Below are 14,812 nucleotides of genomic sequence, written 5' to 3' on the forward strand. Positions count from 1 at the left end.
ACTCGTCAACTAAAACATCACCTAAACGAGTCGGTGAGCAGTTTTATCTCAATCTGCGGACTGATCCTTTCGTAGAGGATGTTATAGACTGCATCGAGGATAGGCATGTTGACATGCAGATGCCTGTTTATCTCCTTCATGCATTTGGTGCCAAAGAATCCCTCTGCGATCATCTCCATCTCTATCTGTGCGCTCTTCACGCTGTAGCCCTTGCCGATCATCGTGCCGAAAGTGCGGTTTCGCGAGAAGTTGCTGTAGCCCGTTACGAGCAGGTCGCCGAGATAGACAGAGTCATAGACGTTGCGTTCTATGGGATTGATGGCAGTGAGGAAGCGCGACATCTCCTGTACGGCGTTAGACATTAGCACCGCCTGGAAGTTGTCGCCAAACTTCAGTCCGCTGCATATTCCGGCAGCTATGGCATAAACGTTTTTCAGCACCGAGGCATATTCAATGCCAATGACATCGTCAGACGTCTTGGTTTTTATATACTCGCTGTTGAGCACGTCGGCAAAGGCCTGCGCCTTCTGCCTGTCGGCACATCCCACGGTGAGGTAAGACAGTCGTTCGAGTGCCACCTCCTCGGCGTGTGACGGTCCTCCGAGGCAAGCGAGATTGTCGTAAGGCACGTCATAAACCTGATGGAAAAACTCCGAGCAGACGAGGTTCTCGTCGGGGACGATGCCTTTGATGGCAGTGATGACGAACTTGTCCTTGATGCGTGTCTTGAGTTTCTTCAGGTGATTCTTTATGTATGGCGATGGCGTGACAAAGACGAGCGTGTCGTATTCGGCCACGATCTTGTTTATGTCGCTCGAGAACCCTATCTCGTCGGTTTCGAAATGCACGCTGGTGAGGTAAGCCGGGTTGTGGCTAAGTCTGATAAACTCCTCTATGCGGTCGTCGCGTCGCATATACCATCCTATGTGGTGAGTGTGTCCCACCACAATCTTGGCAATGGCCGTAGCCCAGCTTCCGCCTCCGATGATAGCTATCTTCCCGCAATCAAACATGATGCCTTGTGAAAATTTCGGTTTTACTTCTGGCTGTTGTCAATCCACGCCTGGAATTCCTCCACCTTAGGATTGTCAAGACCGAGTTTGAATTTCTTGTTCACGCCGCAGACGTCCTGCTGCAGTTTCTGTGCCTTGACGTCCCTAATGTCGCTCACGAGGTAATAGCCTGCCTTGTTGAACAGTGGCACCCATTGCTCTGTAACGCCGATGGCTGCCCACTCGTCGTTGGTGGAACGTGGTGCTTTCTTCTCAGGCTTCATCTGCGGGAAGAAGAGCACTTCCTGGATGAATGTCTTTCCTGTCATGAGCATCACGAGACGGTCGATGCCTATTCCGATGCCGCTGGTAGGAGGCATGCCGTACTGAAGGGCGCGGAGGAAGTCCTGGTCGATGATCATCGCCTCGTCGTCGCCCTTGTCGGCGAGCTTCATCTGGTCGATGAATCTCTCTTCCTGGTCTATCGGGTCGTTAAGCTCTGAGTATGCGTTGGCGAGCTCCTTGCCGTTGACCATAAGCTCAAAACGCTCGGTGAGTCCTGGCTTTGAGCGGTGCATCTTGGTGAGCGGCGACATCTCAACAGGATAGTCGGTGATGAATGTAGGCTGGATGAATGTGCCCTCGCAGAACTCTCCGAAGAGCTCGTCGATGAGTTTGCCCTTGCCCATGGTCTCGTCCACGTCCATGCCTTTCTCCTTGCAGAAGGCACGTATCTCCTCCTCTGTCTTGCCGTTGCAGTCGAAACCCGTCTTCTCCTCGATGGCCTCGAGAATGGGCAGACGGCGATATGGAGCCTTGAAGCTGATGATCTTGCCGTCGATCTCGCGCTCGGTGGTGCCGTTGACAGCAATGCAGACCGTCTCGAGAAGTTTCTCGGTGAACGACATCATCCAGTTGTAGTCCTTATATTGCACGTAGAGCTCCATGCAGGTGAACTCAGGGTTGTGGTTGCGGTCCATGCCCTCGTTGCGGAAGTTCTTGCCAATCTCATACACGCCCTCGAAGCCGCCCACGATGAGGCGCTTAAGGTAGAGCTCGGTGGCGATGCGCATATACATATCTACATTGAGCGCATTGAAGTGGGTGATGAACGGACGGGCGCTAGCACCGCCGGCTATGCTCTGCAGTGTAGGCGTCTCCACCTCGGTGTAGCCAGCCTCGTCGAGAACGCGTCTGATGGTGCGAATCACGGTGGCGCGCTGCAGGAACGTGTCCTTCACACCGTCGTTGACGATGAGATCGACATAACGCTGGCGGTAGCGCAGCTCAGGGTCCTCAAACTTGTCGTAAGCCACGCCGTCCTTGTATTTCACTATAGGCAGCGGCTTGAGGCTCTTTGAGAGGAGCGTGATCTCCCTGGCATGAACAGAAATCTCGCCCGTCTGAGTGCGGAATACGAATCCCTTCACGCCTATGAAGTCGCCGATGTCCAAAAGTCTTTTGAACACCTTATTATATAAGTCCTTGTTTTCGTCTGGACAGATGTCGTCGCGTGTGACATAAACCTGTATTCTGCCTTTTGAGTCCTGAATCTCGACAAAGCTTGCCTTTCCCATCACTCTTCGGCTCATCATACGTCCCGCTATGCATACCTCACGCTGGGGAGCGTCGTCGCTGAAGTTGTCTCTGATATCTACCGAGAAAGCATTCGTCGGGTACTCTGCTGCGGGATATGGCTCAATGCCCATCTCACGCAGTTCCTGCAGACTCTGTCGTCTGCCTATTTCCTGTTCGCTAAGTTCTAAAACGTTCATATTTTGATTGTCTATACTTTTTCTGCTGCAAATTTACTAAATAAATTCGAATAAGCGCGCATTTTTACTTTATTTATTGTTTTTTTGTTCTGTATTTTTGTACAAAAGGTTAAAAACTACTAAACTTTTGGCAAAAAAAACCACTTTTGTTGGAGGTAATTCATTTTTTTACTACTTTTGTGGTATATAACGACCTCAGAAATTATTATTTGACTAATTATGGAATTAGAAACTGTAAAAGATAGGGTAATAGGCGTGGATATCAGCTACTCGCAAACGACGATTGCGGTGGTTGACGTGCGCGGCAACATAATAGCCAAAACTTCGTTCTGTACGGAAGAATTTCCAGAAATCAGCGGTTTCGTGACAAAGCTCGCCGAGAGTATTGTCGAACTGGCAGAGGACAATGGCGGCTTTTTGTCAATTCGCTCGGTCGGAGTAAGCTCGCCGAGCGGCAACTTCAAGACGGGATGCATAGAAAACTCGCCCAACATGAAGTGGAAAGGCGTGATTCCCATGGCTGCCATGCTCCGCGACCGTCTCGGCATCGCCGTGGCCTTAGGCAACGACAGTCACACCATGGCTCTCGGAGAACATGTGTATGGCAGCGCCCATGGCATGAGAGACTTCGTGCTCGTCACCCTGGGACACGGACTGGGCAACGCCGTCTTCAATCGCGGCAAGATCATACTTGGCGCACATGGATTCGGAGGCGAGATGGGACACTCGTGCGTGGTGGACGGAGGACGACTATGCGGCTGCGGCAACCATGGCTGTCTTGAGGCTTACTGCGCGGCTAAAGGTGTAGTGCAGACAGCAAAGGAACTGATGGAGGAGAGCGGCGAAGAGTCGCTGATGACCATCTATCCTAACCTCACACCTAAGAATATCACCGAGTGCTGCAACAAGGGAGACAAGCTCGCCATCGAGACCTATCGACGCACAGGACATATCCTCGGCATCGCAATGGCAAACATCGCAGCTTTGGTGGATCCGCAGGCGATAATCATAACAGGAGGTATCTCAAAGGCAGGCAAATGGTTGCTCGAACCAGCTAAACAATCGTTTGATGAGCATTGCTTCCGTAATATCAGGGGCAAGGTGAAGATCACGTCGTCAACACTCGACTCAAGAGAACGCGACGTGCTCGGCGCCAGCGCGCTCGCATGGGAAGTGGAAGAATACTCTCTGTTTAAATAAATGAATATCGACAACGTAAAGAAGAAGTTACAAGCTCGACATAATCTTGCTGACAGCCTCGGCATGCAGTTCATGTCAACTCCCGACGAGGACAGTTGTATGGCCACAATGGAGGTGAACGAGAATAATTGTCAGCCTTACGGGTATCTCAGCGGCGGAGCGACACTCGCCCTCGCTGAGACACTCGCAGGAGTGGGCTCGGCGGCTCTCTGCCCAGACGAAGTGGCTGTGGGCATCAACGTCTCAGGGCATCATATCAAGGCCGTGAAGATGGGCGAGACGGTGACAGCAAAGGCGAAGGCCGTACAGAACGGACGTCGGCTTCATGTGTGGAACGTGGATGTGACGGACTCCGGAGGCGACCTCGTCTCTTCGGTTGTAGTGACAAACTATATTTTACAGAAACGCTGACGCGACTTGACGACAGCGCTTCTCGTTTTTTTTTTCGTATGCTTCTCGTTTCATGAATTGACCATGAAGAATTTCGCAATCTTCCGTCTGCCTCACGCAGACACTTATACGGAAATCATTCAGCACAAGGGCGAACCACGCCGTCTTGCCTCTGTCGGCGAACTCAACGGACAGAAAGGATTTGTGGTGGCTCCATTTTCTGCCACCGACGACGAGCCGCTGCTGCTCATCGCTCCCGATGAAGTGAAGACATCTCAGCTCGACACGTCACTCTGCAAGGAAGAGAATGACATTCACGACGAAAACGAACGTAGCAGCTCCTTGCTTACCGACGAAAACGAACGTAGCTACTACAGCGTGGATTTCCAAAACTTCCACTCGCGACTGGTGTCGGGCGAATTCAAGAAAATTGTGCTTGCACGTAGCGCCGAGGTGAGCCATGGAGATGATGTCAACACAAGGCGGCTCTTCTTCAAGGCGTGTATGTCGTATCCGCGAATGTTTGTGGCGCTGGTGTCAACAAAGGTGACAGGCACATGGCTCGTGGCAACACCCGAGATTCTCCTCGAAGGCAACGGGCGCGACTGGCATACCATGGCCCTTGCCGGCACCATGACTCTCGGAAAACTCAACTGGAGCGAGAAGAACATAGCCGAACAGGCTTACGTCACCACATACATCACCGAGTGTATAGAACGCTTCACAAACAACTTCCAGATAGAGGGACCTTACTCAGTGAGGGCAGGAGAACTCGTGCATCTGCGCACCGACTTCCACTTTTCTATTATTAGTGATGACGCGCTCGGCAAGATCATTGCCACACTTCATCCTACACCGGCCGTGTGCGGCATTCCCAAACGTGAGACCAACGACTTCATCATCGCCAACGAACACCGGCCACGACGGTATTACAGCGGTTTTATGGGACCGCTTGGCATCAATGGCACCACACATCTCTACGTGTCATTGCGATGCATGGAAATACTGCCACATGCCTACCGACTCTATGCTGGTGGAGGCATCCTCGCCGACAGCGTCGAACAGCAGGAATGGGAAGAGACGGCAGAGAAAATGAAGACAATGGGAAAAGTAATCTTTCAGTAAATGTATTATATCAACGAAAAGACTAATATGCTTGTCGCACTCCTGGCACAGTATGGCGTGAAAGACGTGGTGCTCTGCCCAGGCAGCAGGAATGCGATGATAGTAAACAACATAGCCGAAAACGGCAACTTCCGTGTACATCGTTTCACCGATGAACGCTCGGCGGCATTCGCCGCATTAGGCATGTGTGGCGAGGACCGGCAGCCTGTGGCCGTGGTGGTGACATCAGGCTCGGCGCTGATGAACTGCTCACCGGCCGTGGTGGAGGCTTACTACCGACACATGCCGCTCGTGGTGGTGTCGGCCGACAGACCGCAGGAAGAGATAGGGCAAAACGTGGGACAGACAATGCTGCAGGCCGATGCGCTCAGACATTGCACCAGATGCTCAGTAAACCTTACCGACGCTATGGGCGACACAGCTTATTTCAACCACCGCCTCGTGTGCGAAGCTCTCGTCAAGAGCATCAGTCCCGTGGCGGGACCCGTACATATCAACGTGCCACTGCCCGACGTGTCGGAGTGTGAACAGAGCGACACGGCGCCTTCTTTCGACTGCCAGCCCATTCTCTTCCGCAACGCTCTGGCAAGCGGCGCAGCATTGCTGACGTCTGACTTCGACTTCATCTTCGATGATGCACGTCGGCCTATACTCGTCGTCGGACAGACTACGGAGCCGCTGGGAAGAATGATGATGACTTCGATACGCAAGCAGATGGTGGTGCTTTCCGAACCGCTCTCCGACCTTACGTCTGAAGCTTTCGACGGCATCTTCAGCAATATGCCGTCAGAACTGCTGCCCGACCTCGTCATCTATGTGGGCGACAACATGGTTTGCAGAGCCATCAACCGCTCGTTTGCCTCTATCGGCAATCTAAAGGTGTGGCGAGTGAGTGCCGAGGGCGACTTCGCCTCGCCGTTCATGCATCTCGCCGGAGTGGTGAGACAGACGCCTGAGAGCTTCCTCCTTCAACTGGAAGCGTACTTGAAGGAAAAAGCCGCGAGCCGCAACAACACCATGGGAGAACATCTTTCCGACACCATGGGAGAACATCTTTCCGACTCCATGGGAGAAGAATGCTTCGACAATAACTTCCTGCGCGCCTGGACGGTGGCTTTTGCAGAGGAACGCCAACGCCTTGACGAGGCTATCGACACGCAGCGCCTCTCGGCGGCTGCCACTGTGGCTTATATCCACGAGCAGCTCGAAGACATGGAATACGACTACCGCCTTCACTATGCCAACAGCACATCGGTGCGCCTCGCTTGCAGATATGCTACAGGCAACTATGTGTATTGTAATCGTGGCGTGAACGGCATCGAGGGCTGTGTCTCCACTGCCGCAGGACACTCGTTAGCTACCGATGCGCGTGTGTTCTGTTTCACTGGCGACCTCGCCTTCTTCTACGACCAGAACGCCCTTTGGAACAGCGAACTGAGCGGCAACCTCCGCATAGTGGTCTTCAACGACCATCGAGGCAGCATCTTCGACCGGGTGAAGGGGCTTGCCGCCAGTAGTCAGCGCGAGACGTTTATAGCAGGCTATCATCAGGCTGACGCCCGCGGCATCACCACCCAAAACGATATAGGATATATTGCGGCAAAGACGATAGATGAGATGCATCTCGGTGTGGTGAAACTGCTTACCGAGGAGACGTCGAGGCCAATGCTGCTTGAAGTGTTTTTGGACTGATTCATTTAGACAACGATAGAACGAAAATAAAGAATTGTATGGAAAAAAGAGAATGGAAAAAAATAAAGGATTTTGAGGAAATCCTGTTTGAGGAATATAACGGTATAGCAAAGATTACTATCAACCGTCCTCGGTATCGCAATGCGTTTACGCCCAAAACAACGCTCGAATTGAGCCAGGCTTTTGCCTACTGTCGCGAGGCTCAACGCATCAGTGTGGTGCTGCTCACGGGCGCTGGCGACAAGGCGTTCTGCGCTGGTGGAGACATGCACGTGAAAGGACGAGGAGGATATGTTGACGACGATGGAGTGCCACGTCTCAGTGTGCTTGACGTGCAGATGCAGATTCGTCGTCTGCCTAAACCCGTCATCGCCATGGTCAACGGATATGCCATCGGCGGCGGTCATGTGCTTCATCTGGTTTGCGACCTCACGATAGCCTCTGAGAATGCCGTCTTCGGACAGACCGGTCCGAAGGTGGGCTCGTTTGACGCTGGCTTTGGCGCCAGCTATCTGGCACGTATCGTAGGACAGAAGAAGGCGCGCGAGATATGGTTTATGTGTCGTCAGTATTCTGCTGCCGAGGCTGAGCGTATGGGTATGGTAAACAAAGTGGTGCCGCTCGAAAGGCTTGAAGACGAGTGTGTGGAATGGGCTGAGACAATGATGGAGCGTTCGCCGCTGGCTTTGCGCATGATAAAGGCAGGCTTAAACGCCGAACTCGACGGACAGGCTGGCATCCAGCAGTTGGCCGGCGACTGCACCATGCTCTACTATTTCCTCGACGAAGCCCAAGAAGGCGGTCATGCTTTTCTCGAAAAGCGTAAACCCGACTTCAGCAAGTATCCGAAGATGCCGTAATGTAATAAATCGAAGAATAGAAAATGAAGAATGAAGAATAGGCTAAGCATAATCTGCGTTTATCTTATTCTTCATTCTTCATTATGGAAATATACATTATTGAAGAGAACTCTTCATTTTAAAAGAATTTATTCTTCGTCTTTCTTTCTGCGTATAGAGCGCTTGCGTGTCTTCTTCTTCTCGTCGGCTGAAACATTTGATTTTACGCCAGCCAGTTCCGGATCGATGAGGATACGTCCGCAGTATTCGCAAACGATGATTTTCTTGTGCATCTTGATGTCGAGCTGGCGCTGTGGCGGAATCTTGTTGAAGCAACCGCCGCAAGCGTCGCGCTGTACATAGACGATGCCAAGGCCGTTACGTGCGCTCTTGCGGATGCGCTTGAACGAGGTGAGCAGACGTGGTTCGATCTTCGATTCGAGTTCCTTTGCCTTCACCTTCAGATGGTCTTCCTCGGCGCGTGTCTCCTCGATGATGTCGTCGAGTTCGTTACGCTTCATTTCGAGTTCCTGTATGTGGTCGTCGAGGTTCAGCTCTGCCTTCTCGCGTTCGGCAATCTTGTCCTTAATCTTCTGCTGTGCCTCGCGTATCTTCTTGTTGCAGAGCTCTATCTCGAGCTGCTGGAATTCAATCTCCTTGCTGAGAGTGTCGTACTCGCGGTTGTTTCTCACATCGTCGAGCTGCAGCTTGTATCTCTGCACGCTTGTCTGAGCCTCGATGATGTCGCCCTTGCGGTCGTTGATAGCTTTCTCAAACTCATCAATCTCGTTGTTGATCTTGTCGATGCGAATTTTCAGACCTTCGATTTCGTCTTCGAGGTCCTGCACTTCAAGGGGCAGTTCGCCTCGCAGGGCTTTTTTCTCGTCGATGGCCGACAATGAAGTCTGAAGCTGGAAAAGTGTCTTCAGCTTCTCTTCTACTGACAGTTCTTGTTCTTTTTTTGCCATAATATTTTATTTGGTGTTTTTTATACTTCTGTTCTTTTTATTATGCAGGCGTCAAAGAGTGGGGTGGGTGATGGGATTGGTCTTGGTGTGTGCCATCACAACGTTCAGCCCCTGGCACTCACTGGTGATGATGTCGTGGAATATCTCGGTGGTGAACTGCTCGCTCTCGTAGTGTCCCACAACGCAGATCTGCAACTTCTGTTCGTAGCCGAAATACTGGTGATAGTGCATCTCGCCCGTGAGGAAAGCGTCGGCACCAGCCTTGACGGCGTCAGGCAGCATAAAGTCGCCAGCTCCGCCACACAGCGCCACGCGGCTTATCTGTCTCGACAGCAGTTGGTTGCACTGTATCCCTGGGGCGTCAAATACATGGCTTATGTGGTTGATAAACGCCATGGCGTCCATGGACTCTTTCAGCTGTCCTATCACGCCGCTGCCGCATAGCGTTCCGCCAACGGTCTTGGGTGCGAGCAACTCCACGTCTTGCAGTCCTATCTTCTCTGCAATCTTGTAGTTGACTCCGCCGACGGCATTGTCCATGTTGGTGTGCATGGCCACGATGGCGATGTCGTGTTTCACGGCTTTAATCACAACCCGTTGCACGGGGTCGTCGCCCGTGATGCGCCTCAGCGGACGGAAGATGAGCGGATGGTGGGCAACGACGATGTTGCAGCCTTTGGCAATAGCCTCGTCCACCACGCCTTCAGTGACGTCAAGACACAATAAAGCCCCTGATGCTTCCGCCGCTGTCAACCCGATTTGCAGGCCGGCATTGTCCCAGTCTTCCTGCAACGGCAGTGGCGCGAATCGTTCAAGGGCGTCGATAACTTCCTTTATTTTCACGCTTTCTTACGTTATGTGGCGGCAAACATCGTTGACACTGCCACCGTGATTTTTATAAATCTCTTTTGCTGTTGATGTGAGACCTTACAGGTCTTACAAGGTGCAAAGATAGCGTATTTTTGCCGAATTGTGGCATAAATGATGTTATATTTGTGTATTTTTAACAAAAGTCATCGTTTTTTTGTTTAAAGAAAAAGCACTAACTCTGCTGCCAAATTCCTTCCTAAATGTTGTTTTCTTATCATTGCTGAAATATCTTGTCCAGGAGATGACTGCGGCGGTCTATCCTCTGAAAGTGCGTCCCACCTTCACGGCGATGGTGTCGCGCAGTTTCTGTGCATCGATGAGTTCCTTCATCAGCTCCTTCACCTTTGTCATGTCAGAGGCTTTGATGGCCTCGGCTATTTGCAGGCGCAGGGCGGTGATGAGGCGGCTCTTAATGTCGATGCGGAAATCAACTATGAGATGGTTTGTCTTCTGCAACAGCATCCTTTCGTCTATCTTCATTTCGAGGCTCTTGCTGAGATGGTAATGCCCCATGGCCATCTGGCTCGCTATGCGGCTCACGGCAAGGTCGGGATGGGAGGTGAAGTACTGGTCGGCACGGAAGTCCTCATCGGCACTTTTTGCAGCGGCCTCGTGCAGTATGCTGTCGTAGAGGGGCAACGAGAAGTGGAGGTCGTCTTGCGCAAAGTCGTAGTCTATATATTGGGCCACGGTGAGATTGATGAGGTTGCCGTCTTCTGTCTCCACGTCGCGCAAGATGATGGCGTTGCCGTGCTGAATGATAAGCTCTATGAGCATCTGTTCCACCTTGGCGGTCTGTTCGTCGATGGAGTGCAGTCCTATGGCTTCTGTTGAGGCTGACGGCTGTTGGTTTGCTGTCGCATGGGCGGCAGTTTGTTGTGCGGCTTCAGCCTCGCGTCTCATGAGACGCTCAGTCTCCTTTTGCTGGTTTTCTATGTCGCCGCTGATAAACTGGTTGGCGGTGTTGATGAGCGTCTGCTCGTTCATCTGGAATCTCTGTGCGCACTCGCGCAGGTAGGTGTCGCGCTTTATCTGGTCTGGGATCACCGACACGCTTCTCACGATGTTGCTGATGGCCTCCGACCGTTTTATCGGGTCGTTGACACCGTCGAGCAGTAGTCGCGTCTTGAAGATGATAAAGTCAGTCTGGTGTTCTTCTACATATTTCCGGAACTCCTCTTCGCTATGCTTTCGCGAGAAGCTGTCGGGGTCGTCGCCGTCGGGCAGTAGCAGCACCTTCACGTTCATTCCCTCCTGAAGCAGCATGTCGGTGCCTCGCATGGCGGCTTTTATGCCCGCCTCGTCGCCGTCGTAGAGCAGTGTGATGTTCTGTGTGAAGCGTCTCAGCTGGCGCACCTGGTGTATGCTCAGCGCAGTGCCAGAGTTTGCCACCACGTTCTCTATGCCGTTTTGATGCATCGAGATCACGTCGGTATATCCCTCCACGAGATATACGTGGTCGTCTTTGGCTATGGCGCGTTTTGCCTGGAAGAGTCCGTAGAGTTCGCGTTCCTTGTGGTATATCTCCGATTCGGGCGAGTTGACGTATTTCTGCTGTACACCCTTTGTGCGCGAGTCGAGCACTCGTCCGCCGAAGGCGTTCACCTTGCCGCTGATGCTAAACCATGGGAAGATGATGCGTCCCGAGTATCGGTCGATAAGTTCGCCTGTCTGTTCCCTGAGGTAGCATAGCCCGGTCTTCACGAGATATTCCTCTTTGTATCCCTTCTCCAGTGCTGCCTTCGAGAGCGACGTGCGTTGCTGCAGGGCAAAGCCGAGCTGGAACTTCTTTATGATGTCGTCACGGAAGCCGCGGCTACGGAAATACTGCAGTCCCAGGGCGCGCCCGTCGGGATGGTTCCATAGTGTATGCTGGAAATGGTCGCGCGCCCATTCGTTTATCAGGAACATGCTCTCGCGGTCGTTGGCTGCCTGCTGTTCCTCGGCGGTAAGTTCGCGCTCAGCTATCTGTATGTTATATTTCTTCGCAAGCCATCTTAGGGCGTCGGGATAGGTCATCTGCTCGTGTTCCATAAGGAAGTTTACGGCGTTACCTCCCTTTCCGCATGCAAAGCAGTGGCATATTCCTTTTGCCGGCGAGACGATGAACGACGGAGTCTTGTCGTCGTGAAACGGGCACAATCCCTTATAGTTCACGCCCGTTTTCTTGAGTGTGACAAATTCCGACACAACATCCACGATGTTTGTCGCGTCCATTATTTTGTCTATGGTAACTCTGTCGATCATGCTTCTTTCAGTCTGTCCTTTTTCTTTTTTCGTGCAAAGGTAATCGAAAAAGGTGTTCCCTCAAAGGAAACACCCTGTTTTTTTAGATTTATTTGTATTCAAGACGAATGTCCAAGCCGAGAAAACTCCCAAGAGCAAGCGAAAAGCCTGAACTAAGATTTTCAAAAAAAAGTTTAAAAACATCTGTCACTGTCACCTTGTTTTTTAACCATCTGTATATCTGTGTTTTATCTCTTTTATAAGGTGACAGACGTTCTGAAAAACGACCTGAGACCGCATCGTCATAGGGCTTGTTGTATGACAATGATAGCTACTTTCTTGCCATTTTTCCATCATTTCTGCCGCCTTTTCGTCATGTTGCTTGTATAAAGACCAAAAAACTATAGAAAATAAAGGGTAAATCGAGCACATCATGATGGACCTCAAGAAGTGCTTCCTTAAAGGGAGATGAATGGCAGGCGAAGGAGTGAGACATTGACGGTTATTGCGGAAAAAGAAAGGCTTTTGGAACAGTCGTACCATAGTTAGTGATACGACCGTACCATGGCTATGGAACACTCGTGACACTAACTATGGAACGACCGTGACACACGAGTGTCCAGTTGTCATCTGTAGTTAAACTATTTATGTTGACTACTTATCGTCTTATTCATAAAACAGGTGGTTCTTCTGCAATTTAGTTGAAGAGCACACGTCTCAGCGTAAGTTACTGCCATAACGAGGAATGCCATAGGAAGACTTTTGCAGAGCAGCCCGGCGGTGAGGTGTTCCGTTATCGCAGGCGTACTTGTAGGTGCGAGAGGCTTGTGGCCCGTCAGGGCATATCCGTGTCCTCGGGATCTGCCAGCAGGCTGCTTGCTCGCATGGGCATAAATGTCAGTTCCTCTACTGTCCTGCGTGACTTGCATAGAATGCGGCCCTCGACCTACACGGAAGTCAGGAAAATAGGCGTTGATGACTGGGCATGGCGCAAGGGTGTGACCTATGGGAGTATTGTTATCGACTACGAGAACGGCTGGCCCATTGACTTGCTTGTAGGCAGGGAAACGGAGAGTTTCCGCCAGTGGTTGGAGGGACATGAGAAAGTATCCGTTGTCAGCCGTGACAGATCAACGGACTACAGTTCTGCCGTCGCATCCACGGGGCGGTCGATAAACGAGGTGGCAGACAAGTTCCATCTTGTAAAGTCAGATGGATGAAAAAACACTGGAAAACAAGGATATCTTCGCTTAAGACCTTTATCATCGGATTGAGACATGATTATCAGGCTGTTAGAAATACTATCAAGTTAAACATCACCAATGGAATCACAGAAGGTTTTGTCAACAAGCTAAAGGTCGTCAAGAGAGTCATGTATGGCAGAGCGGGTATCAATCTGTTGAAGAATAAACTCATACTTGAACATGTGCTCTTCAACTAAATTGCAGAAGAACCTCCGTAATCAGTAAAAGGGAGCGGCGCCAAGGCGTCGCTCCCTCTTAGTTTCCGTTCAACCAGTTGTCGTCACACGTACTGATTCACTCCCATACAACTCGTCACTCCGAGAGTTGTAGCAATAGCAGACAGCGCTGCCACAATAAGCTGCAATACCAGCTTCCAAGTGCTTGATTTAGATGTAGAACTCATGATGATTAATGATAATTGATTATCGCCAACACCTGCCGATGTAGGGTCTTACCTCGTGTAAGACCGCCCGCCGCAAATGCCCACGGGTAAATACATATCCAGGGGTTGCGGTCTTACACGAGGTAAGACCCTACAACGGCAGACCGATGCCCCGATTTGTCGCGGTTTTGCGGCGTGACGCTCTCCGGTTTTGTTAGGGCAAGGGCGCTTGCGCACCCCTGCCCTCAGCTTAGATCAAGCTGCCGCCGCCGTCCTCATTGCCGCCGCTTCCGCCGCCGCTCTCGCTGCCGCTTCCGCTCTCGTCAGGACTCTCCGTACCCGGATCGCTTGAGTTCACACGCTTCACCTCCTTGCCGTTGCGGTCGTAGCAGGTGATGGTGACCTGCGATGCCTTGAGGGCCGCCTTCACATCCACCGACGGGGTGAACACAATCTTTCGGGAGGTGATGAGCGAACTTGCCACCATGTTCACGTCGAGCACCGACTGGGCGTTGACGCCGAAGCGCATCGTGCCGAGACCCGGGACGGGCACCGAGTGTCCCTCAGTGGCCCACGCCACTATCACATCGCCACATGCCGCCCATGCCGCCTGGATGGCACCCTTCGAGATGCCGCTGCGCATTGCAGCCTCTTCAATCACCTTGCTCTCCGCCAGCGCGGAGTAAAGCTCCGCTGAGAGGATGTAAGCATACTTGCCCGCGTTGGGACCTACCTTGAGCATTCGCTCTGTTGCCTTAAGTCTAATTGCCATAACTAAGAATTATTAATGGTTACACACTGCGTGGCGAACCGTCTTAGGCTTACTGCCCGCCACAGAAAATTTTGTCTCACTCGTGTATCCGAATCACGGTGCGCGCTTCCGATTTTCTTTTACACAGTGCAAAGGTACAACATTTTTCTCGATTTTGCAAGTGTTTACTTATTTTCCTTCTTTTCTTTAATATTTTTTATAATACACAAAGTGTATTATACTCTTTCTAACTACCCCGAAATATTTCTCCAACCACGTAAATATTTTTCCTTAGTTAGAGAGATTTTGTGGGTTTAAAATCAAACTGTAATACTGTAATACTGTATGTTAACAAACC

The 14,812-nt window shown here is 51.4% G+C and carries 14 protein-coding genes; 7 read left to right on the plus strand and 7 right to left on the minus strand.

Annotated features, from left to right (window positions below; translation table 11 throughout):
* Window positions 1–17: 17 nt before the first annotated feature.
* Both CIK99_RS01955 and lysS read right to left on the minus strand, forming a co-directional pair.
* Window positions 18–1,013 (minus strand): NAD(P)H-dependent glycerol-3-phosphate dehydrogenase, encoded by a 996-nt coding sequence (locus tag CIK99_RS01955; RefSeq protein WP_094379229.1) that lies wholly within the window; start codon window positions 1,011–1,013, stop codon window positions 18–20.
* A 23-nt stretch (window positions 1,014–1,036) separates the two neighbouring features.
* The gene (gene lysS / locus CIK99_RS01960; RefSeq protein WP_094379231.1) at window positions 1,037–2,767 is read right to left on the minus strand and encodes a lysine--tRNA ligase; all 1,731 of its coding nucleotides are present in this window, start codon (window positions 2,765–2,767) and stop codon (window positions 1,037–1,039) included.
* Window positions 2,768–2,986: 219 nt separating this feature from the next.
* Here lysS and CIK99_RS01965 point away from each other — a divergent pair, with 219 nt between their 5' ends.
* The 5 genes from CIK99_RS01965 to menB all read left to right on the plus strand — a co-directional run bounded on the left by CIK99_RS01965 (window position 2,987) and on the right by menB (window position 8,034).
* The gene (locus tag CIK99_RS01965; protein WP_094379233.1) at window positions 2,987–3,967 is read left to right on the plus strand and encodes an ROK family protein; all 981 of its coding nucleotides are present in this window, start codon (window positions 2,987–2,989) and stop codon (window positions 3,965–3,967) included.
* Window positions 3,968–4,378, plus strand: coding sequence for a PaaI family thioesterase (locus tag CIK99_RS01970; RefSeq protein ID WP_094379235.1), 411 nt, complete (start codon window positions 3,968–3,970; stop codon window positions 4,376–4,378). It abuts the gene before it with no gap.
* Between the two features lie 63 nt (window positions 4,379–4,441).
* Entirely contained in the window at window positions 4,442–5,482 is a 1,041-nt protein-coding gene (locus CIK99_RS01975; RefSeq protein ID WP_094379237.1) for a chorismate-binding protein, read from the plus strand.
* Between the two features lie 27 nt (window positions 5,483–5,509).
* Window positions 5,510–7,174, plus strand: coding sequence for a 2-succinyl-5-enolpyruvyl-6-hydroxy-3-cyclohexene-1-carboxylic-acid synthase (gene menD / locus CIK99_RS01980; RefSeq protein WP_158215872.1), 1,665 nt, complete (start codon window positions 5,510–5,512; stop codon window positions 7,172–7,174).
* 38 nt (window positions 7,175–7,212) lie between these two features.
* The gene (menB, locus tag CIK99_RS01985) at window positions 7,213–8,034 is read left to right on the plus strand and encodes a 1,4-dihydroxy-2-naphthoyl-CoA synthase (RefSeq protein ID WP_094379241.1); all 822 of its coding nucleotides are present in this window, start codon (window positions 7,213–7,215) and stop codon (window positions 8,032–8,034) included.
* Window positions 8,035–8,162: 128 nt separating this feature from the next.
* Here the strand turns inward: menB and CIK99_RS01990 are convergent, their stop codons facing one another.
* The 3 genes from CIK99_RS01990 to dnaG form a co-directional block, all read right to left on the minus strand.
* Entirely contained in the window at window positions 8,163–8,981 is an 819-nt protein-coding gene (locus CIK99_RS01990; protein ID WP_094379243.1) for a zinc ribbon domain-containing protein, read from the minus strand.
* 51 nt (window positions 8,982–9,032) lie between these two features.
* Entirely contained in the window at window positions 9,033–9,824 is a 792-nt protein-coding gene (locus CIK99_RS01995) for a Nif3-like dinuclear metal center hexameric protein (protein WP_094379245.1), read from the minus strand.
* Between the two features lie 282 nt (window positions 9,825–10,106).
* Complete coding sequence (gene dnaG, locus CIK99_RS02000) at window positions 10,107–12,098, minus strand: DNA primase (protein ID WP_094379247.1); 1,992 nt, start codon at window positions 12,096–12,098, stop codon at window positions 10,107–10,109.
* A 911-nt stretch (window positions 12,099–13,009) separates the two neighbouring features.
* Between dnaG and CIK99_RS14820 the strand changes: the two genes are divergently transcribed.
* Window positions 13,010–13,297, plus strand: a complete 288-nt coding sequence (locus CIK99_RS14820) for a transposase (RefSeq protein ID WP_158215873.1) — start codon at window positions 13,010–13,012, stop codon at window positions 13,295–13,297.
* Window positions 13,294–13,518 carry a transposase gene (locus tag CIK99_RS14825; RefSeq protein ID WP_144007867.1) on the plus strand — a complete coding sequence of 75 codons (225 nt, stop codon included), beginning with the start codon at window positions 13,294–13,296 and terminating at the stop codon, window positions 13,516–13,518. Before CIK99_RS14820 ends, CIK99_RS14825 begins: the two co-directional genes overlap by 4 nt.
* 83 nt (window positions 13,519–13,601) lie before the next feature.
* On the opposite strand, the gene CIK99_RS15120 is transcribed toward CIK99_RS14825, so the two are convergent.
* Window positions 13,602–13,724: a smalltalk protein gene (locus CIK99_RS15120; protein ID WP_158215874.1), complete on the minus strand. Its 123-nt coding sequence runs from the start codon at window positions 13,722–13,724 to the stop codon at window positions 13,602–13,604.
* A gap of 229 nt (window positions 13,725–13,953) precedes the next feature.
* Complete coding sequence (locus tag CIK99_RS02010) at window positions 13,954–14,475, minus strand: DNA-binding protein (protein ID WP_094379249.1); 522 nt, start codon at window positions 14,473–14,475, stop codon at window positions 13,954–13,956.
* Between the last annotated feature and the right edge of the window lie 337 nt (window positions 14,476–14,812).

This window comes from Prevotella sp. P5-92 (assembly GCF_002251245.1).
GTDB lineage: Bacteria > Bacteroidota > Bacteroidia > Bacteroidales > Bacteroidaceae > Prevotella.

Bases quoted from the DNA above. Each gene is read 5' to 3' on its own strand.
- CIK99_RS01955 (WP_094379229.1), bottom strand. From the start codon at position 1,013: ATGTTTGATTGCGGGAAGATAGCTATCATCGGAGGCGGAAGCTGGGCT.
- lysS (WP_094379231.1), bottom strand. From the start codon at position 2,767: ATGAACGTTTTAGAACTTAGCGAACAGGAAATAGGCAGACGACAGAGT.
- CIK99_RS01965 (WP_094379233.1), top strand. From the start codon at position 2,987: ATGGAATTAGAAACTGTAAAAGATAGGGTAATAGGCGTGGATATCAGC.
- CIK99_RS01970 (WP_094379235.1), top strand. From the start codon at position 3,968: ATGAATATCGACAACGTAAAGAAGAAGTTACAAGCTCGACATAATCTT.
- CIK99_RS01975 (WP_094379237.1), top strand. From the start codon at position 4,442: ATGAAGAATTTCGCAATCTTCCGTCTGCCTCACGCAGACACTTATACG.
- menD (WP_158215872.1), top strand. From the start codon at position 5,510: ATGCTTGTCGCACTCCTGGCACAGTATGGCGTGAAAGACGTGGTGCTC.
- menB (WP_094379241.1), top strand. From the start codon at position 7,213: ATGGAAAAAAGAGAATGGAAAAAAATAAAGGATTTTGAGGAAATCCTG.
- CIK99_RS01990 (WP_094379243.1), bottom strand. From the start codon at position 8,981: ATGGCAAAAAAAGAACAAGAACTGTCAGTAGAAGAGAAGCTGAAGACA.
- dnaG (WP_094379247.1), bottom strand. From the start codon at position 12,098: ATGATCGACAGAGTTACCATAGACAAAATAATGGACGCGACAAACATC.
- CIK99_RS14820 (WP_158215873.1), top strand. From the start codon at position 13,010: ATGCGGCCCTCGACCTACACGGAAGTCAGGAAAATAGGCGTTGATGAC.
- CIK99_RS14825 (WP_144007867.1), top strand. From the start codon at position 13,294: ATGAAAAAACACTGGAAAACAAGGATATCTTCGCTTAAGACCTTTATC.
- CIK99_RS15120 (WP_158215874.1), bottom strand. From the start codon at position 13,724: ATGAGTTCTACATCTAAATCAAGCACTTGGAAGCTGGTATTGCAGCTT.
- CIK99_RS02010 (WP_094379249.1), bottom strand. From the start codon at position 14,475: ATGGCAATTAGACTTAAGGCAACAGAGCGAATGCTCAAGGTAGGTCCC.